Origin of the sequence: Pseudomonas xionganensis, assembly GCF_009763245.1 — a bacterium.
GTDB lineage: Bacteria > Pseudomonadota > Gammaproteobacteria > Pseudomonadales > Pseudomonadaceae > Aquipseudomonas > Aquipseudomonas xionganensis.
Map to the genome: position 1 here is coordinate 2,346,195 of NZ_WKJZ01000001.1, position 18,102 is coordinate 2,364,296.

16 protein-coding genes and 1 pseudogene are annotated in these 18,102 nt (G+C 61.9%); 2 read left to right on the forward strand and 15 right to left on the reverse strand.

Annotated elements, in window-relative coordinates; translation table 11 throughout:
• Positions 1–7 precede the first annotated feature (7 nt).
• On the reverse strand, positions 8–355 hold the full coding sequence (locus GJV18_RS10960) for an MmcQ/YjbR family DNA-binding protein (protein ID WP_160345346.1): 348 nt from the start codon (positions 353–355) through the stop codon (positions 8–10).
• A 3-nt stretch (positions 356–358) separates the two neighbouring features.
• Positions 359–637, reverse strand: coding sequence for a peptidylprolyl isomerase (locus GJV18_RS10965; RefSeq protein ID WP_160345348.1), 279 nt, complete (start codon positions 635–637; stop codon positions 359–361).
• Positions 638–785: 148 nt separating this feature from the next.
• Between GJV18_RS10965 and GJV18_RS10970 the strand changes: the two genes are divergently transcribed.
• Positions 786–2,003, forward strand: coding sequence for a PilT/PilU family type 4a pilus ATPase (locus GJV18_RS10970; RefSeq protein ID WP_178113431.1), 1,218 nt, complete (start codon positions 786–788; stop codon positions 2,001–2,003).
• A gap of 80 nt (positions 2,004–2,083) precedes the next feature.
• Here GJV18_RS10970 and GJV18_RS10975 read toward each other — a convergent pair whose 3' ends face one another.
• From GJV18_RS10975 to GJV18_RS11010, 8 genes are all read right to left on the reverse strand, one after another.
• Positions 2,084–4,039 carry an acetoacetate--CoA ligase gene (locus GJV18_RS10975; RefSeq protein WP_160345349.1) on the reverse strand — a complete coding sequence of 652 codons (1,956 nt, stop codon included), beginning with the start codon at positions 4,037–4,039 and terminating at the stop codon, positions 2,084–2,086.
• 339 nt (positions 4,040–4,378) lie between these two features.
• Positions 4,379–5,281 (reverse strand): hydroxymethylglutaryl-CoA lyase, encoded by a 903-nt coding sequence (locus tag GJV18_RS10980; RefSeq protein ID WP_160345351.1) that lies wholly within the window; start codon positions 5,279–5,281, stop codon positions 4,379–4,381.
• 218 nt (positions 5,282–5,499) lie between these two features.
• Positions 5,500–7,467: an acetyl/propionyl/methylcrotonyl-CoA carboxylase subunit alpha gene (locus GJV18_RS10985; protein WP_160345353.1), complete on the reverse strand. Its 1,968-nt coding sequence runs from the start codon at positions 7,465–7,467 to the stop codon at positions 5,500–5,502.
• Complete coding sequence (locus GJV18_RS10990) at positions 7,464–8,264, reverse strand: gamma-carboxygeranoyl-CoA hydratase (RefSeq protein WP_160345355.1); 801 nt, start codon at positions 8,262–8,264, stop codon at positions 7,464–7,466. The genes GJV18_RS10985 and GJV18_RS10990 overlap by 4 nt, the downstream gene beginning before the upstream one ends.
• Before the next feature lie 90 nt (positions 8,265–8,354).
• Entirely contained in the window at positions 8,355–9,962 is a 1,608-nt protein-coding gene (locus GJV18_RS10995) for a carboxyl transferase domain-containing protein (protein WP_160345357.1), read from the reverse strand.
• Positions 9,963–10,065: 103 nt separating this feature from the next.
• Entirely contained in the window at positions 10,066–11,229 is a 1,164-nt protein-coding gene (locus GJV18_RS11000; RefSeq protein WP_160345359.1) for an isovaleryl-CoA dehydrogenase, read from the reverse strand.
• Between the two features lie 29 nt (positions 11,230–11,258).
• A complete protein-coding gene (locus GJV18_RS11005; RefSeq protein WP_160345360.1) occupies positions 11,259–11,660 on the reverse strand; it encodes a MerR family transcriptional regulator in 402 nt (133 codons plus the stop codon).
• 147 nt (positions 11,661–11,807) lie between these two features.
• Positions 11,808–12,734, reverse strand: a complete 927-nt coding sequence (locus GJV18_RS11010; protein WP_160345362.1) for a LysR family transcriptional regulator — start codon at positions 12,732–12,734, stop codon at positions 11,808–11,810.
• 163 nt (positions 12,735–12,897) lie between these two features.
• Here GJV18_RS11010 and GJV18_RS11015 point away from each other — a divergent pair, with 163 nt between their 5' ends.
• Positions 12,898–14,127: an acyl-CoA dehydrogenase gene (locus GJV18_RS11015; RefSeq protein ID WP_160345364.1), complete on the forward strand. Its 1,230-nt coding sequence runs from the start codon at positions 12,898–12,900 to the stop codon at positions 14,125–14,127.
• Positions 14,128–14,582: 455 nt separating this feature from the next.
• Here GJV18_RS11015 and GJV18_RS18915 read toward each other — a convergent pair whose 3' ends face one another.
• From GJV18_RS18915 to GJV18_RS11035, 5 genes and pseudogenes are all read right to left on the reverse strand, one after another.
• Positions 14,583–14,849, reverse strand: coding sequence for a hypothetical protein (locus tag GJV18_RS18915; RefSeq protein WP_407692359.1), 267 nt, complete (start codon positions 14,847–14,849; stop codon positions 14,583–14,585).
• 369 nt (positions 14,850–15,218) lie between these two features.
• A pseudogene (locus GJV18_RS11020) lies at positions 15,219–15,459 on the reverse strand (DUF1272 domain-containing protein).
• 108 nt (positions 15,460–15,567) lie between these two features.
• On the reverse strand, positions 15,568–15,837 hold the full coding sequence (locus GJV18_RS11025; protein WP_160345366.1) for a hypothetical protein: 270 nt from the start codon (positions 15,835–15,837) through the stop codon (positions 15,568–15,570).
• A gap of 185 nt (positions 15,838–16,022) precedes the next feature.
• On the reverse strand, positions 16,023–16,844 hold the full coding sequence (locus GJV18_RS11030) for a hypothetical protein (RefSeq protein WP_160345368.1): 822 nt from the start codon (positions 16,842–16,844) through the stop codon (positions 16,023–16,025).
• Positions 16,845–16,871: 27 nt separating this feature from the next.
• Positions 16,872–17,951, reverse strand: coding sequence for a patatin-like phospholipase family protein (locus GJV18_RS11035; RefSeq protein WP_160345370.1), 1,080 nt, complete (start codon positions 17,949–17,951; stop codon positions 16,872–16,874).
• Positions 17,952–18,102: the final 151 nt, after the last annotated feature.

The following is an 18,102-nucleotide window of genomic DNA, read 5'->3' on the forward strand; positions in this document are numbered from 1 at the left end:
GGCGGGTTTACAGCAGCAGGCCGAGCTTCAGGCGCTTGGGCAGTTTGCCCACCACCAGCTGATGGGAGCGGGTCAGTAGCGCTTGCAGTTCGCTCGTGCTCAAGGGGTAGGGCGCGGCCATGCTGATCCAGCGGGCGCGGGCCAGGTAGGGGGCCGGGCGTATGCCGGGGCGGTCGCAGAAGCCGAGAAACAGATCGTCATCAACCTTAAAGGCCAGGCCATCTGTAGCACTGAGATGGATCAGGGCGAACATCTTGTTTCCGGCCACGGAGAACACCCGCACGCCACCCCATTTATAGTCCTCACGGGCGCCGGGCAGGCTCAGGCAGAAGGCGGTGACTTGCTCAGGTGTCATGGCTTAATCCCGATAAAAGACCTGCACCAGATGGTAGCCAAACTGGCTCTTGATCGGCCCGTGCACTTCGCGCAGGGGCTTTTTGAAAATCACCTGGTCGATGGCGCGCACCATCTGCCCGGGGCGCACCTCGCCGAGGTCGCCACCCTTCTTGCCGGACGGGCAGGTGGAGTATTTGCGCGCCAGCACGTCGAAAGCCTCGCCGGCGGCGATGCGCTTCTTCAGGGCCGCGGCCTCGGCCTCGGTCTTGACCAGAATATGACGACACATTGCCTTGGCCATGATGGCCTCCTCAGATTGCTCGATGCGCTATTGTGCCAGCATGGCTGCGCCAGCAGAATGACGTCAGTTGTTTGCCGGCCTGAAAGAGCGGAAAGCCCGCTGATTCTGGCCTAACGTTATTTATTCCACCTCGACGGATCTGCTCGCCATGGACCTCACCGCAATGCTGAAAATCCTCTCCAGTCAGGACGGTTCCGACCTGTACCTGTCCACTGGAGCACCGCCCTGCGCCAAATTCAATGGCGTGCTCAAGGCTCTGAGCCAGGAACCGCTGAAATCGGGTGAGGTGGCGGCGATTGCCGAGGGTGTGATGGATGGCCTGCAACGCGAAGATTTCGAGCGTGAACTGGAGATGAACCTGGCCATTTCCATCGCCGGTGTCGGGCGCTTTCGTATCAATATCTTCAAGCAGCGCAACGAAGTGTCCATGGTCTGCCGCAATATCAAGATGGACATTCCCAGGTTCGAGGACCTGAAGCTGCCCGAGGTATTGCTCAAGACCATCATGGAAAAACGCGGCCTGGTGCTGTTTGTCGGTGGCACCGGCTCGGGCAAGTCCACCTCTTTGGCAGCGTTGATCGACTACCGCAACCGCAACAGCGGCGGGCATATCATCACCATCGAAGACCCGGTGGAGTATGTGCACAAGCACAAGAAATCCATCATCAACCAGCGCGAAGTGGGGGTGGACACCCGCAGCTTCCATGCGGCGCTGAAGAACACCCTGCGCCAGGCACCGGACGTCATCCTGATCGGCGAGATCCGCGACCGCGAGACCATGGAGCACGCCCTGGCCTTTGCCGACACCGGCCATCTGGCCATCTCAACCCTGCACGCCAACAACGCCAACCAGGCGCTGGACCGCATTATCAACTTCTTCCCCGAGGAACGTAGGCCACAGCTGCTTAATGATCTGGGCAACAACCTCAAGGCCTTCGTCTCCCAGCGCCTGGTCAAGACCGTCGACGGCAAGCGCCGCGCCGCGGTGGAGGTGCTGCTGGGCACGCCGACCATTCGCGACCAGATCAAGCGCAACGAATTCGCCGAGATCAAGGAGACCATGGAGAAGTCGAAGAACCTGGGCATGCAGACCTTCGATATGGCCCTGATCGATCTGGTTCACGAAGGCTCCATCAGCGAGGATGAGGCGGTGAAAAACGCCGATTCCGCGAACAATGTCCGCCTTAAGCTCAAACTGCACCGGGAGAACCCGGCCAATGCTGCCGCCCAGGCGGCGCAGGTCGCGGCAGCGCCTGTTGTACCTCCAGCAGAGGCCAAACCTGCCGCAGCCTGGGGCTTGGAACTCAAGCTGGAGGAAATCGAGACGCCTGAAGAGCCGGAAGATCCTGGACGTGCCGGTATCTAAATAGCTGTGGCCCAGTGCTCAACCATCGGTGCTTCTGGTAAAGACCTCGCATTGGCTGGATCGCCGCTCATCTGAGCGGGTCAGTCCTTGAGTTGCGGGAGATCGCGATAAAGCTCCAGTGCTTGAGGGTTGGCCAGGGCGTCAGTGTTCTTGACTGGCCGGCCGTGCACCACATTGCGCACTGCCAGTTCGACTATCTTGCCGCTGATGGTGCGCGGGATATCGGTCACGGCGATGATCTTGGCCGGCACATGGCGCGGTGTGGTGTTGGCGCGGATGACCTGGCGAATCTGGGTTTGCAGGGTTTCGGTTAGTTCGACGCCCTCACGCAGTCGCACAAACAGCACCACCCGCACGTCATCGTCCCATTCCTGGCCGATGGCGATGGACTCCAGTACGGCTTCGACCTTTTCCACCTGACGGTAGATTTCGGCGGTGCCGATGCGTACCCCGCCAGGGTTGAGTACCGCGTCGCTGCGACCATGAATCACCAGGCCGCCATGCTCGGTGATCTCGGCATAGTCACCATGGGCCCAGATACCGGGGAAGGTGTCGAAGTAGGCGGCCTGGAACTTGCTGCCGTCGGCATCCTTCCAGAAACCAATCGGCATGGACGGGAAATGCTGGGCGCAGACCAGCTCGCCTTTCTCGCCAGTTACCGGGGTGCCTGCGTCGTTCCACACCTGTACGTCCATGCCCAGGCCCTTGCACTGCAACTCGCCGCGCCACACTGGCAGCACCGGGTTGCCGAGGGCGAAGCAGGAGACGATATCGGTGCCGCCGGAGATTGACGACAGGCAGAGATCGTTTTTGATCTCGCGGTAGACGTATTCAAAGCTCTCGTGGGACAGCGGCGAGCCGGTGGACAGGATGGCCTTGAGGCGTTGCAGCCGGTGCGTGCTGCCCGGCTTGGCCCCGGCCTTTTCCAGGGCGGCCAGGTATTTGGCGCTGGTGCCGAAGATGGAAATGTTCTCGGCATCAATCAGGTCGATCAGACGCTCGCTGCCCGGATGGAAAGGTGATCCGTCAAACAGCACCAGGGTGGCGCCCTGGGCCAGGCCGGAAACCAGCCAGTTCCACATCATCCAGCCGCAGGTGGTGTAGTAGAACAGCGTGTCATCGGCCGAAAGGTCAGTGTGTAGGCCCAGTTCCTTGACGTGCTGCAGCAGGGTGCCGCCGCTGCCATGGACGATGCACTTGGGCACGCCGGTGGTACCGCTGGAGTAAAGGATATACAGCGGGTGATCGAACGGAACCTGGGTGAATACCGGCTCGCCGCCGGCCTGGTAGAAGTCCTGCCATAGGCTGACTTGAGCAACTGACTTGTACTCAGTAGGTCGTGCTTCAGGCCGGGAGTAGGGCACCACAATCAGTTGCTCAAGGGTGGGCAGGCGTTCGAGGATTTCTTTGAGCTTGCCAGTTAGATCGATATTTTTACCGGCGTAGCGGTAACCGGCAGCGGCGATCAGCACCTTGGGTTCGATCTGGCCGAAACGGTCGATCACCCCCTGGGTGCCGAAGTCCGGCGAGCAGGAGGACCAGGTGGCGCCCAGGCTGCTGGCAGCGAGCATGCCCACCACTGTCTGCCAGGTATTGGGCATAAAGGCCGCCACCCGGTCGCCCAGACCCACGCCGGCCTCGCGCAGACTCTTCTGCAGGCCGGCGACATGGGTGGCTAACTGGGCGTAGCTCAGTTGTTCGCGCGAGCCGTCTTCGCCAATGGCGATCAGGGCAGGGTGATCGTCGCGCCGGCGCAGCAGCTGTTCGGCAAAACTAAGTGTTGCCCCGGGGAACCAGTGGGCACTGGGCATGGCGCTGCCTTCCTGCAATACGGCTTCGGGCTTGGCGCTAAAGCGGATATCGAAGAACTCGACAATGGCCTGCCAGAAGGCGTCGCGCTGGGCCACGCTCCAGGCGTGCAGGGCCGGGTAGTCGGCCAGTTGCAGAGCGTGACGCTGATTGACAAAGCGGCGGAAGGCGTCCATCCGCGTCGCGGCGATACGTTCGGCTGAGGGCGTCCACAGGGGCTGTTGCATGGTGTTTCCTCGAATTCTTGTTAACCGGGCTATGCCGGCTTATTGCGGCAAGCCTAGCGCTTGGCACTTGGCTTGTGCTGGGCATCCGGGCGCTTGTCCTGACCCTTAATCGCTTCGCCTGTAGGCGCTGTGCACCGTTTTTACACAGCCTGCGGTGAGCCTGATGCGGGTGCTTTACAGCGCGTAAATAAAACCATACGAGCTGGCGCAATCTGCGGCTGTCTCCCGGATTGCGCCGCGTGCCGCGCCTTATCTGGGCTACTGACAACCTGGGTGGGGCTGACAGGCTGAATCCTTGTCCACCAAACTAATGCTGCATAAGCCTGCGGCATATCCACCCTACGTGTTGGCCTGCCTGGCCCGTGCCACCCGCGAGCCATTGGGCTTATCCAGTACCGCACAGATACGGGCGCCGGCCTGGATCAGCCGGCCCATATCGATACCGGTGTCGATGCCCAAGCCATTGAGCAGATAGAGCACATCCTCGGTTGCGACATTGCCGCTGGCACCCTTGGCGTAGGGGCAACCGCCGAGGCCCGCGACCGAGCTGTCGAATACGTTGATACCTTCTTGCAGGCTGGCGTAGATATTGGCCAGGGCCTGACCATAGGTGTCGTGGAAGTGCCCAGCCAGCAGGTTGCGGGGGATATCGCGGCCGACTACGTTGAACAGGTGTCGGGTTGCCCCAGCGGTGCCGGTACCGATGGTGTCACCCAGTGACACTTCATAGCAGCCCATGGCGTAGAGCTCCTTGGCCACGCTGGCGACCTGCTCGGCGCGCACCTCGCCCTCATAGGGGCAGCCGAGCACGCAGGAAACATAGCCACGTACGCGGATGCCTTGCTGGCGGGCGGCGTCCATCAACGGTACAAAGCGCTCCAGGCTCTCGCCGATCGAACAGTTGATATTCTTCTGCGAGAAGGCCTCGGATGCGGCGGCAAATACCGCAACTTCCCTGACCCCGGCGGTCAGGGCAGCCTCGAAGCCTTTCATATTTGGCGCCAGCGCCGCATAGGTGATGCCCGGCCGCTGTTGGATCTGCGCAAAGACCTCGCTGCTTCCCGCCATCTGCGGCACCCACTTGGGCGAGACAAAGCTGCCCACCTCGATATAGCTCAGGCCCGCAGCGGACAGATCGTCCACCAGGCGCACCTTGTCGGCCACGCTGATCGGCTGTTTCTCATTTTGCAAACCGTCGCGCGGGCCGACTTCGACCAGGCGTGCGGATTTGGGTAGGTTCATCGTTACCTCGTTGTTGTTTATTGCGATGGCTATCGCGCGGCTCAAGCCATCCTACGTTGCTTGAGGTTCGCGTAGTCGCAGGGTGGAGGTCGCTTTATACATCCACCATGACTATTCGCTGCGAATGCCTGGGTGGCCAGAAAAAGCGATGTCCACCCTACGCATCATTCTTTGTAGGGTGGATGGCGCTCTTTCCATCCACCATGTGTCTAAGATTTTCAACCCGACGCGCTGGCTTCTTCCAGCTCCACCAGTACCGCGCCTTCGCTAACCATCTCGCCCTCGCTGCAATACAGCGCCTTGACGGTGCCGGCATGGGGCGCACGGATGCTGTGCTCCATTTTCATCGCCTCCAGCACCACCAGGGCGGTGCCAGCTTCAACCTGCTGCCCGGCCTCGACCAGCACGCGCACGATACTGCCGTTCATCGGTGCCGTCAGGCCGCCGTGATGCTGGTGGCTGGCTTCCACTTCGGCAATTGGGTCGACGCGCTGGATGCTGCGCAGCTCGCCGGCATAGTGCAGGTACAGGGTATCGCCGCGGCGGATGGCCTGATGTTGCTGACGCAGGCCGCCGCGCTCCAGCTGCAGGATTTCGCCGTGCAATTGCACGATGGAAGCTGCCGCATGGCGTAGCCGTATAACTTGACGCTCGCCCTGGCAGGCCAAGTGCAGGTCGGCTTCTGCTGGCAGGCCAAGGCGCAGGCCGTTCTGACAGGCCCAGGGCGAGTGATAGTCGTCATGGCGCTGCAGCGGCGCTTCGCTCTGCACAAAGGCTTCGGCGGCCAGTTGCCAGAACTCGGCCGGTAACTCGCTTACTGGCGGCAGCAAATGTGCTTCGTGACGTGGAATAAAACCTGTATCCAGCTCGGCATTGGCAAAGGCCGGGTGGGCCAGTACGCGGGCGAGGAAGGTCAGGTTGGTCTTGACCCCGCCCACGCAGGTTTCCTTAAGCATGGCCAACAGGCGCAGGCGCGCTTCTTCACGGTTTTCGCCCCAGGCAATCAGTTTGCCGAGCATGGGGTCGTAGAAGGGTGAGACTTCATCGCCTTCGCTGACGCCGCTGTCTACCCGGCGCCCAGGGCCGGCGGCGGCTTCGCGGTACAGCGCCAGGGCGCCGGTGGCGGGGAGAAAGTCGTTGTCCGGATCTTCTGCGTACAGCCGCACTTCGATGGCGTGACCATTAAGCGGCACCTGTTCCTGGGTAATGGGCAGGGCTTCGCCACGGGCCACGCGGATCTGCCAGGCCACCAGGTCCAGGCCGGTGATCAGCTCGGTCACCGGGTGCTCGACCTGCAGACGGGTGTTCATCTCCATAAAGAAGAAATCGCCGCGTTCATCCAGCAAAAACTCCACGGTGCCGGCGCCAACATAGCCGATGGCTTGGGCGGCCTTGACTGCGGCTTCACCCATGGCGCGGCGCAGTTCGGGCGACAGGCCGGGAGCAGGGGCTTCTTCGACTACTTTCTGGTGCCGGCGCTGGATCGAGCAGTCGCGCTCATTCAGGTACAGGCAGTTGCCGTGCTGGTCGGCAAATACCTGGATCTCCACATGGCGTGGCTTGAGTACGTATTTTTCCACCAGCATGCGCGAGTCGCCGAACGACGACTGCGCCTCACGCTGGGCGCTGGCAAGGGCCTCGGCCAGCTCGGCCTCGCGCTCGACCACCTTCATGCCCTTGCCGCCACCGCCGGCGGCGGCCTTGAGCAGCACCGGGTAGCCGATTACCTCGGCGCTCGCGCGGAAGGTCTCGTAGTCCTGATGTTCGCCGTGGTAGCCGGGCACCAGGGGCACGCCGGCGGCCTCCATCAGTGCCTTGGCCGCCGATTTGCTGCCCATGGCGTCGATGGCCGAGGTGGGTGGGCCGAGAAAGATCAGCCCGGCCTGCTCGATGGCGCGGGCAAAACCAGCGTTTTCCGAGAGAAAACCGTAACCCGGGTGGATGGCCTGGGCGCCGCTGGCTTTGGCCGCAGCGATGATCTTGTCCACCAGCAGGTAGCTCTCGGCCGGCTTGGCGCCGCCCAGATTCACCGCCAGATCGGCTTCGCGCACATGGCGCGCAGCTGCGTCGATGGCGCTATGCACCGCCACGGTTCGGATGCCCATGGCCTTGGCCGTGCGCATCACCCGGCAGGCGATCTCGCCACGGTTGGCCACCAGCAGGGTGTCGATAGGTTTGAGGTTCATGCGTGTGGCTCCTGCCAGGCGGGCTTGCGCTTATCCAGGAAGGCGCGCAGGCCTTCCTGGCCTTCGGCGCTGACGCGGATACGGGCAATGGCGTTTTCGGTATAGCGGCGCAGGGCCGGAGTCAGCACGCCGCTGCCCACCTCGCGCAGCAGATCCTTGCTGGCCTGCATGGCTTGCGGGCTATTAAGCAGCAGGTTGCTGATCCAGTCCTCCACCGCCTGTTCCAGGGCGTCGGCGGCATAGCATTCGGCAAATAGCCCCAGCTCCCGGGCGCGCTCGCCGCTAAAACGCTCGGCGGTCAGGGCATAGCGGCGCGCGGCGCGCTCGCCGATGGCCTGCACGACAAAGGGGCTGATCACCGCCGGGGCCAGGCCGATGCGCACCTCGGACAGACACAGTTGGGCGTCATGGGTGCCGATGGCCATGTCGCAGCAGCTGATCAGCCCCAGGGCGCCACCAAAGGCCGCACCCTGGACCACGGCCAGTGTGGGGATCTTCAGCTGGTAGAGGTTGTGCATCAGCTCGGCCAGCTCACGGGCGTCAGTCAGGTTGGCGCTGTAATCCAGCCCAGCCGCCTGTTGCATCCAGGCTAGATCCGCACCCGCAGAGAAATGCTTGCCGCGCCCGCGCAGCAGCAGAAAGCGCAGACTCTTGTCGGCCATTACTGCGTCCAGGGCGAGAATCAGCTCGCGGATCATCTCGGCGTTGAAGGCGTTGTTCTTGTCTGCGCGGTTGAGCCACAGGGTGGCAAAGCCGCGGGGGTCTTTCTCAAGCTGGAGGGTGTTGAAATCAGTCATCACTCGGTCCTGGGGTAGGGTGGAAGACGCTTTTCCCTTCCACCATCAGCGTCGAAGCGGTGGATGGATAAAGCACCATCCACCCTACGGTCACATACGAAATACGCCGAACTGGGTCGGCTCGATTGGAGCGTTAAGACTGGCTGAAAGCGCCAGGCCCAATATGTCGCGGGTTTGCGCCGGATCGATGACGCCGTCATCCCACAGGCGGGCGCTGGAGTAGTAGGGGTGGCCCTGGCGTTCGTACTGTTCGAGGATCGGTTGCTTGAGTTTGGCCTCGTCCTCAGCTGAGAACTCATGCCCGGCGCGGGCGGCCTGTTCGTGCTTGACCTGCACCAGTACGCCGGCGGCCTGCTCGGCGCCCATCACGCCGATCCGTGCGTTCGGCCACATCCACAGGAAGCGTGGGTCGTAGGCACGGCCGCACATGCCGTAGTTACCGGCACCGAAGCTGCCGCCGATGATCACGGTAAATTTCGGCACTCTGGCGCAGGCCACGGCGTTGACCAGCTTGGCGCCATGCTTGGCGATACCGCCTTCCTCATACTTTTTGCCGACCATAAAACCAGTGATGTTCTGCAGGAACAGCAGGGGAATGCCGCGCTGGCAGGCCAGCTCGATAAAGTGCGCGCCTTTCTGCGCTGATTCGGCGAACAGAATGCCGTTATTGGCCAGGATCGCCACCGGATAGCCCTGGATATGGGCAAAGCCGCAGACCAGGGTGGTGCCAAACAGGGCCTTGAATTCATCGAATTCGCTGCCGTCCACCAGGCGGGCGATCACCTCGCGCACATCAAAGGGCTGCTTGGCGTCCGCCGGGATAATCCCGTATAGCTCCTCGCCGCTATACAGCGGATTGATCGGCGCACGCTTGTTCAGTACGCCGAGCTTGCGCCAGTTCAGATTGCTGATACTGCGCCGGGCCAGGGCCAGGGCATGCTCGTCATTGTCGGCGTAGTGGTCAGCCACGCCGCTGGTTTTGCAGTGCACATCGGCGCCGCCCAGCTCCTCTGCGCTGACCACCTCACCGGTGGCGGCTTTTACCAGCGGCGGGCCGGCCAGGAAGATGGTGGCCTGATTGCGCACCATAATGGTCTCGTCGCTCATGGCTGGCACATAGGCGCCGCCGGCGGTGCAGGAGCCCATGACCACGGCGATCTGCGGGATGCCCATGGCGCTCATATTGGCCTGATTGAAGAAGATCCGCCCGAAGTGCTCGCGATCGGGGAATACCTCATCCTGGCGCGGCAGGTTGGCCCCGCCGGAGTCCACCAGGTAGATGCACGGCAGGCGATTCTGCTGGGCGATGGCCTGGGCGCGCAGGTGTTTTTTCACCGTCAGCGGGTAGTAGCTGCCGCCTTTTACCGTGGCGTCGTTGGCCACGATCATGCATTCCACGCCCTCGACACGGCCGATACCGGCCACTACGCCGGCCGCCGGCACGTCTTCGCCATACACCTCATGGGCGGCCAGTTGGCCGATTTCCAGGAACGGCGAGCCGATGTCCAGCAAGCGGTTGATGCGTTCACGCGGCAGCAGCTTGCCGCGGGAGGTGTGGCGGTGCTGGGCCTTTTCGCCGCCACCTTCATGGACGCGGGCGAGCAGGGCGCGCAGGTCGCCCACCTGGGCGAGCATCGCCGCGCTATTGGCGGCAAACTCCGGCGAACGGGTGTTGATCTGGGTATGCACAATGGCCATCGAGTTGGCTCCGGTTCAATCCGTAGGGTGGATGGCGCTTTATCCATCCACCGGCATTGGTGGAAAACGCTTCGCGGTTTTCCACCCTACGCAGGCAAACGCCTTACTTGGTTTCGTTAAACAGTTCGCGACCGATCAGCATGCGGCGGATCTCGCTGGTGCCGGCGCCGATCTCATAGAGCTTGGCGTCGCGCAACAGGCGGCCGGCCGGGTACTCGTTGGTGTAGCCGTTACCACCGAGCAGCTGGATGGTGTCCAGGGCCATTTTGGTAGCCATCTCGGCGGTGTAGAGGATTACCGCAGCGGCGTCCTTGCGCGATTCCTCGCCGCGGTCGCAGGCCTTGGCGACGTTGTACAGGTAGGACTTGGAGGCGTTCATGCCGGCGTACATATCGGCCAGCTTGCCCTGCACCAACTGGAACTCGCCGATCGACTGCTTGAACTGCTGGCGCTCGTGAACGTAGGGCAGCACCACATCCATGCAGGCGGTCATGATCCCGGTGGGACCGCCGGAGAGCACGGTGCGCTCGTAGTCCAGGCCGCTCATCAGCACGCGCACGCCGCCGCCTTCGGCACCGAGGATGTTTTCCTCTGGCACCTCACAATCCTCGAACACCAGCTCGCAGGTGTTGGAGCCGCGCATGCCCAGCTTGTCCAGCTTCTGATGGCGGGAGAAGCCCTTGAAGTCGCGCTCGACGATAAAGGCGGTCATGCCGCGCGAGCCGGCGTTGATGTCGGTTTTGGCGTAGATCACATAGGTGTGGGCGTCCGGACCGTTGGTGATCCACATCTTGTTGCCGTTGAGCACGTAGCGGTCGCCGCGCTTCTCGGCGCGCAGCTTCATCGACACCACGTCGGAGCCGGCATTGGGCTCGCTCATGGCCAGGGCGCCGATATGCTCGCCGGAGCACAGCTTGGGCAGGTACTTCTGCTTCTGCGCCTCGCTGCCGTTCTTGCGGATCTGGTTGACGCACAGGTTGGAGTGGGCGCCGTAGGACAGGCCGACCGAGGCCGAGGCGCGGCTGATCTCTTCCATCGCAACCACGTGGGCCAGGTAGCCCATATTGGTGCCGCCATATTCCTCTTCCACGGTCATGCCGAGCAGGCCCATGTCGCCGAACTTGCGCCACATGTCCATGGGGAACTCGTTGCCGCGGTCGATCTGCGCGGCGCGTGGGGCCAGCTCGGCTTGTGAGAACTGATACACCGAGTCGCGCAGCATATCGATGGTCTCGCCGAGACCGAAGTTAAGGGTTGGGTAGCTCATGGTTCCACCTGTAATTGTTCGAATTAAGTTCAGGAGATAACGGATTGTTTTTTATCGGTTTCGGCTAGTGCCGCCAGGCAGCGCTCTTCGGCGGTATCCAGCTCCAGCTGCATCTGTTCGATGTCCAGCAGTTGCTGCTGCAACTGGGCGCGACGCTCGGCGATCTTGGCCATAAAGGTGTGCAGCTGCTTGCGATTGCCGTGCACCGGGTCATACAGCTCGATCAGCTCCTTGCACTCGGCCAGGGAAAAGCCGATGCGCTTGCCGCGCAGGATCAGCTTGAGGGTGACCTTGTCCTTGGCGCTGTAGATGCGCTCCTGGCCGCGGCGCTCAGGGCTGAGCATGCCTTGCTCTTCATAGAAGCGAATGGCGCGGGTGGTGATATCCAGCTCCCGGGCCAGGTCGGAAATCGAGTAGGTGATGGCGGACATAAAGGCAGCTCTTGTTTACCTTTACGTTAACGTAAGCTTGCGGCCGCATTTAGTCAACACAAGGTTATCCATCGCTGCAGAGGGGAAGCCGAGGGCCCGGTCAGCCCCTCGCTTGATTGTCGTCGCGTGCTGACAAGCGTTAGGGGATCAGGCCGGCTCGGGCTGTTTGTCCTGGGCGGCAATCTGTTGGCAGATCTCGATGATCTGCTCGCGCATCCAACGGTTGGCCGGGTCCTGGTCGGTGCTTTCGTGCCAGTACAGGTGGGTTTCCAGGGGCGCCATATCCTTGAGCGGCAGGGGGATATAGTGCAAGCCGTTGCGCCGGGCGAAGCGCTCGGGCACGGTCATGGCCATGTCGGTGTTCTGCAGCACCGTGGTGGCCATCAGGTAATGCTGGGAACGCAGGGCAATCTTGCGCTGGATACCCATGCGCCCCAGGGCCAGGTCGACATGACCAAGACCGCTGCGACGGCTGGAGATATGGATATGGGTCAGGCCCATGTACTCGTCCAGGCTGATCTTGTCCTTGGCCAGGGGATGGCCCTGGCGCATGGCGCAGACGTAACGGTCCTCCAGCAGCTTGACGTGGCGCACCTGGGGGTCGGTATTGAGCGGCGCGTCCACGGCGAAATCCAGGCGCCCGGCGGCCAGCTCCTTGGTGGTGTCGCGGCGGCGCGCCAGCATGCTCTCGATATTGACGTTGGGCGCCATGCGCCGCAGGCGCTGGAACAGCAGGGGCAGGACCATGGCCTCGGTCAGGTCGGTCATGCTGATGCGGTAGGTCTTGTTGGCCTGGGCCGGGTTGAAGGTGCGGCTTTCCTGCACCGAGATGCGCAGCTGCTGCAGGGCGTTGCGCACCGGGCCGATGATGTTCTGCGCCATGGGTGTGGGCACCATGCCCTGGGCGGTACGCACGAACAGCGGGTCGTTGAAGGTCTCGCGCAGACGCGCCAGGGCATTGGATACCGCCGGCTGGGTGATGCCGACGATCTGCCCGGCGCGGGTCAGGTTGGCCTCGGTGTAGATGGCGTCGAAGACCACGAAGAGGTTCAGGTCGACCTTGTTCAGATTCATTGCACGCTCACTCCGAGTGATGATCGCTATCAGTTGAACATATATCGGTGATGAATGTTTATACACGACGAGAATAGATTAGATAAATCCTACTCCCTGATCTAGCATCATTTTCACTTCACCGAATCACCCATTCACACTCAGTGTCAGAAGGTAGCCGCCCATGGATTTCGCCTACTCCCCCAAGGTCCAGGAACTGCGTGAACGTGTCAGCGCGTTTATGGAGGCCCATGTTTACCCAGCCGAAGCCGTGTTCGAGCAGCAGGTAGCCGAAGGCGATCGCTGGCAGCCCACCGCGATCATGGAAGAGCTGAAAACCAAGGCCAAGGCTGAAGGCCTGTGGAACCTGTTTCTGCCGGAATCCGAGCTGGGCGCCGGCCTGACCAACACCGAATACGCGCCTCTGGCCGAAATCATGGGCAGCTCGCTGATTGGCCCGGAGCCGTTCAACTGCGCAGCGCCGGACACCGGCAATATGGAAGTGCTGGTGCGCTACGGCAATGAGGCGCAGAAGGAACAGTGGCTCAAGCCATTGCTGGACGGCACCATCCGCTCTGCCTTCGCCATGACCGAGCCGGGCGTGGCCTCATCCGATGCCACCAATATGGAAGCCCGCGCCGTGCGCGAGGGTGACGAGTGGGTGATCAACGGCCGCAAGTGGTGGACCTCCGGCGCCTGCGATCCGCGCTGCAAGATCATGATCTTCATGGGCCTGACCAACCCGGACGGCCCGCGCCACCAGCAACACTCGATGATCCTGGTGCCGATGGACGCCCCGGGCGTGAAAGTGCTGCGTCCGCTGCCGGTATTCGGCTATGACGATGCGCCCCACGGCCACGCCGAGGTGCTGTTCGAGAACGTACGTGTGCCCTACGAAAACGTGCTGCTGGGTGAGGGCCGTGGCTTCGAGATCGCCCAGGGCCGCCTTGGCCCAGGCCGCATCCACCACTGCATGCGCTCTATCGGCATGGCCGAGCGTGCACTGAAACTGATGTGCGAGCGTTCCATCAGCCGTACCGCCTTCGGCAAGCCCCTGGCTCGCCTGGGGGGCAATATCGATCACATCGCCGACTCGCGCATGGAGATCAATATGGCCCGTCTGCTGACCCTCAATGCGGCCTATATGATGGATACCGTGGGCAACAAGGTCGCCGCCAGCGAAATCGCCCAGATCAAGGTGGTGGCACCCAATGTGGCGCTGAAAGTGATCGACCGCGCCATCCAGATCCACGGCGGTGCCGGGGTGTCCAACGATTTCCCGCTGGCCTACTGGTACGCCATGCAGCGCACCCTGCGCCTGGCCGACGGCCCGGATGAAGTGCACCGCGCGGCCATCGGCAAGTTCGAGATCGGCAAGTACATGCCCCGCGACATGATGAAAGCCAGCCGCTGATCGAAGCGCCGCCTCCCCATGCCGCTTGCCGGGAGCCCGGCAAGCGGCATGGGGAGGCTATGTCCCAATAGCAGGTTGCATGGTGCGCCCAGTCACCTCATGGATGCAGTGAACCTTCTGGATACGCTGCTGATAACGCTCAAGCATGCGCCGCCAGCTTAGGTAATTCGCGAGGTAGTGGGTAGCGACATTATGAAAGCGAGTCATCAAAGTCTTTAGACGGCTGTGTTAGGTATTAACGTTTTGAATGTGGAAAGTGCCCTGTCTTATCAGATCGCCAGGACGCGAGTGAAGGACATGGTGAATAATGCCCTGAAGGTGAACAAAGTTGGTGTAGATCGCTGCGCCGCCATCACACAAGTCGGCGCTGAGGTCGATCAGCGACAGTAAGGCTTACTCGTACATGCCTCGCATCCAGTTTCTCCAACTTAAAGTCTGTGGTTTGTCCTTCATAATCACGAACCACCATGGCCGGAATCTGATCTCTGCTTGTGCCGCGCGTTTTGCCGACGCCACCCCTTTTGCGGGGACGTGGCTGCTGTGCTGACCCTGGGGGGCACCGGAAAAAACGTTTTGTCGACTTCAACGATTCCCGCCTCATGTACAGCATAATGCTGGGCCGCGCAGGCCAGGAAGTGATGGCGCCAGAGAAAGGATGTGTTCTTGCTGATGCCACACCGTTTGGCCGCCTTGCGAATGCTTAGTCCGCTGATCAGCGCCAGGGCATAGGCTTTCTAACGCTCGGGATAGTGCAAGCGACAAGGCCGCTATTCGACACAGCGGAACTCGTCCGTCGAGGCGACCGGCAACGATAACGGCGTGAACCGCGTGATCAGCCTCATCGGGCAAGGTGCTCTGCTTTCGCTTAGCAATACGGGCAGCTCTGTAATGCGGTCAAGCTATCAAGAAGCTCGGTTGTGGGTGGTTCTTGCAAGTCAGATGAAGTGCGGGTTTCTGCTTGGTATAGAGTTGGATAACTTGAGCCAATCAGCACGGAAAGTGCTTGAGTATCCATGGTGAGAAGAACTCCCGAGCGGATTCCCGCCATAAAGTTTAGCCCTTGAAACACTGTATTTGGATGTAACTACCTGTTAAGGGCAGCCGCTGGGCTTATGCACGCGCTGACTGGACGCTGGTTACTGCGTCAGTTTTGCCTGCTGGCCGCCGCGGTCGGCGCACCAGTTCGCCAGCGCAATTGGGGCATACGCCCTGCAGGCGCGTTTCACCGCAGGCACGACAGAAAGTGCATTCGAATGAGCAGATCAGCGCATCTGGCGTATCAGCCGGTAGATCGCAGTCGCAGCATTCACAGTTGGGGCGCAGTTGCAGCATCGCTGTTCGTCCCTGGGGTGAGGAATCAGCCAGCAGCTTAACGCCAGAGGCGGAAGAGCGAGCAGCCCCTGTTTTCCAGGGGCTGCATATCGCGCACTGAGCGCCGAATTATTCCGGCATGCTCCACGGCTCCAGGGCAAAACCCTGCTGGCTCAGTTGTTCGCGGGATTGCTGCAGCACGCTGGCCAGTTGTGCGGGGTCGCTGTAGGTGCTGCTGGACAGCTGGGTGCGGCCGAGCAGACGGGTGCTGGTGCGGTCAATCACGCTCAGGCTGAGGTTGCCAGTGCCATCCTGAGGTGCCCAGGCCACACACTGGAAGGGTTGAAAGGCGCGGTCGGCAATCAGCAGTGCATCGTTAAAACGCAGCGGGGCGTTCATGGGGTCGGTTTCTCCGAGTTGATCCCAAATCTTCAAGGGCCAGCGCTTGCTTCACGCTGGCCAGTCATAGCTGTTGATGACCGATGATGACTGCGGAGTCACACGTCTGAACAAAAATGCAAGAAATTGTCCGTTAAATCACATTTTTTCCACTGAGAGGCCGATTTATGCAGCCTCACAGCGGCTCAGCATACGGCCAGCAACTGGCGTAGATGGTGGGCTACATAGTTCTGGAAGCGTTGATCCCCCCAGTAGCCCAAGTGGCTCAAGGGGGTGTGGCGGGCATACCAGGGGCCAACCGGCATGGCACGATCTTCGGCCACCACAGCGGCATAGCTGGGCAGGGGGCGTAGGGGGTAACCCAATGGATCGGCCGGCGCATAGAGATTGAGCCAGCGCGCCTGTTCGCGCAGGGCATTGGGCAGGCAGTTGCCGGGAAAGCGAATCGGCACAACCGGGTCGCAGGCGAAGGTAAACAGAGGGATATTGCAGCCGAAGGTGATCAGCCCACAGAGGGTTTCCAGGGCCAGAAAAGGGTCCAGCGGGCAGCATTCTGCTTTATTGATGCGCTGCTGATCCCAAGCGAAGTTGGAGAAGATATGCCCGCCCAGTGAATGGGCCAGCACCACCAGCGGAGTGTCGGCATCCACCTTGGCGCGCAGGGCTTGCAAGCCCTGGCGCAGGCACTGATGCACCTCTTCATAGGTGGTGTCATAGGCCTGGCTGACCTTGCGGTAACCGCTGGCATCGCCAAGAAACAGGGTGACGATACGTCTGAGCCAGCGCCAGCGCACCGGTTGGTCCCGCAGGCGGGCCAGGTAATCGTACTGGCGGTTATCCAGCACGCTGGCCCAGTACAGGCTCTGGAAGGCCACCTGATCGGCCTCGACACCAAGGCGCTGGCGCAGCCCGGCGATCAGTCCCTGGGCAAAGGCATGCTGGCCTTCATCGTTGCGTTCGTCGGGTTGTGTGCCGATGCCGTGAATAATGGCGACTGCAAGTTTCACACGTACCGTCCTTGGTCATATTAGCGCTCAGAGTGGTTGCAGGCGCTCCAGCAGGCGGCCGCTATCGGCCAGTTCGAGGAACTCGTCACCCAGGCGCTGGCTCTCGGCCATGGCCTGGCGCCAGTAGCGCTCACGACCGACATCGTCACCCAGGTAGCGGCTGAAGTCCTTGCGATCTGGCAGTTTGCCATGAGGCAGTCGCGCCAGATAGTCACGGGAGGGCGCCAATAGCAGCACATCCTGCAAGCGAGCCGTGTCGGCGCGGCGCCAGGGCAGGCTCTTGTCGAACCAGCCGGGTATAACCCGGTCGGTGAAATGCGGGTACAGGACGATATCGCTGCCGCTGTAGGGCAGATCCAGGTGATAGTCGAGCAGGCCGCCGTCGCGGTAGGTGCCGGGACCGGCGCCGGGAATGTCGCGGATGCCCTGCATCACCATGGGGATGGAGCCGGAGGCGAGCAGGGCGTGACGCAGGTTGTCGCCGTCCAGGGGCAGATAGCGCGAGGGAAAGTCGCGCAACGCCTGGAGCGGTGGCGCCTGGCGACCGTCATGCAGGATCACCCGCTCGAAATGCCGAGCCAGGCGCGCGCGGCCCAGCAGGTTGTTGCCGATCACCGAGCCGAGCCCCAGACCGAGAGCGCCGCGGTGATCGTGCTGGAGCAGGCCATGGCTTTTGACCACCACGATATTCAGACGGTAGTGCGGGTTGCTGAGAATCTGCTGGTCCTGACTCTGCAACAACTCGTTCAGCATCAGGCGGCAACTTTGGGTCACCTCGGCCATGCTCACGCCCTTGGCAAAACGCTGGGCGGTATAGAGTTCGCCCAGGCGGCGAAGGCCGGCGGCGGCATCCGGCAGACAGGCGCTGGCGAAACGCCAGGAGCCAATGGAGGCGCCAATCAGAGCGCGCTCGCGGGGCGCTCGGGGTAGCCAGTCGCCAAACAGGGCCAGGTCCAGGCCCTGAATCCCCAATGCCTTGGGACCGCCCGCCGCCCCCGGCAGTATCCCTACATCGCCCGGCTGCAGCCCCTGCTGGCGGATACGCTGGAAAGCCCGCGGCCCGGCTTTGATGGTCAGGGCAGGGGACTTGATTTGAAATGCAGTCATGATGAGCTCCGTCACGGCAGGCGAGGATTATAGGGACTGCAGGGAGCAGGCCAAGCCACTTCAGGCGGTGAATGATCCCGATACCGGTCGCTGGATGATGCAGCACAGGAATTCAGCTTGGATTAAGTCCAGCGTCTTAGTCTTGACTCGT

Coding starts and splice junctions, on each gene's coding strand:
- GJV18_RS10960 (WP_160345346.1), bottom strand. CDS start 355: ATGACACCTGAGCAAGTCACCGCCTTCTGCCTGAGCCTGCCCGGCGCC.
- GJV18_RS10965 (WP_160345348.1), bottom strand. CDS start 637: ATGGCCAAGGCAATGTGTCGTCATATTCTGGTCAAGACCGAGGCCGAG.
- GJV18_RS10970 (WP_178113431.1), top strand. CDS start 786: ATGGACCTCACCGCAATGCTGAAAATCCTCTCCAGTCAGGACGGTTCC.
- GJV18_RS10975 (WP_160345349.1), bottom strand. CDS start 4,039: ATGCAACAGCCCCTGTGGACGCCCTCAGCCGAACGTATCGCCGCGACG.
- GJV18_RS10980 (WP_160345351.1), bottom strand. CDS start 5,281: ATGAACCTACCCAAATCCGCACGCCTGGTCGAAGTCGGCCCGCGCGAC.
- GJV18_RS10985 (WP_160345353.1), bottom strand. CDS start 7,467: ATGAACCTCAAACCTATCGACACCCTGCTGGTGGCCAACCGTGGCGAG.
- GJV18_RS10990 (WP_160345355.1), bottom strand. CDS start 8,264: ATGACTGATTTCAACACCCTCCAGCTTGAGAAAGACCCCCGCGGCTTT.
- GJV18_RS10995 (WP_160345357.1), bottom strand. CDS start 9,962: ATGGCCATTGTGCATACCCAGATCAACACCCGTTCGCCGGAGTTTGCC.
- GJV18_RS11000 (WP_160345359.1), bottom strand. CDS start 11,229: ATGAGCTACCCAACCCTTAACTTCGGTCTCGGCGAGACCATCGATATG.
- GJV18_RS11005 (WP_160345360.1), bottom strand. CDS start 11,660: ATGTCCGCCATCACCTACTCGATTTCCGACCTGGCCCGGGAGCTGGAT.
- GJV18_RS11010 (WP_160345362.1), bottom strand. CDS start 12,734: ATGAATCTGAACAAGGTCGACCTGAACCTCTTCGTGGTCTTCGACGCC.
- GJV18_RS11015 (WP_160345364.1), top strand. CDS start 12,898: ATGGATTTCGCCTACTCCCCCAAGGTCCAGGAACTGCGTGAACGTGTC.
- GJV18_RS11025 (WP_160345366.1), bottom strand. CDS start 15,837: ATGAACGCCCCGCTGCGTTTTAACGATGCACTGCTGATTGCCGACCGC.
- GJV18_RS11035 (WP_160345370.1), bottom strand. CDS start 17,951: ATGACTGCATTTCAAATCAAGTCCCCTGCCCTGACCATCAAAGCCGGG.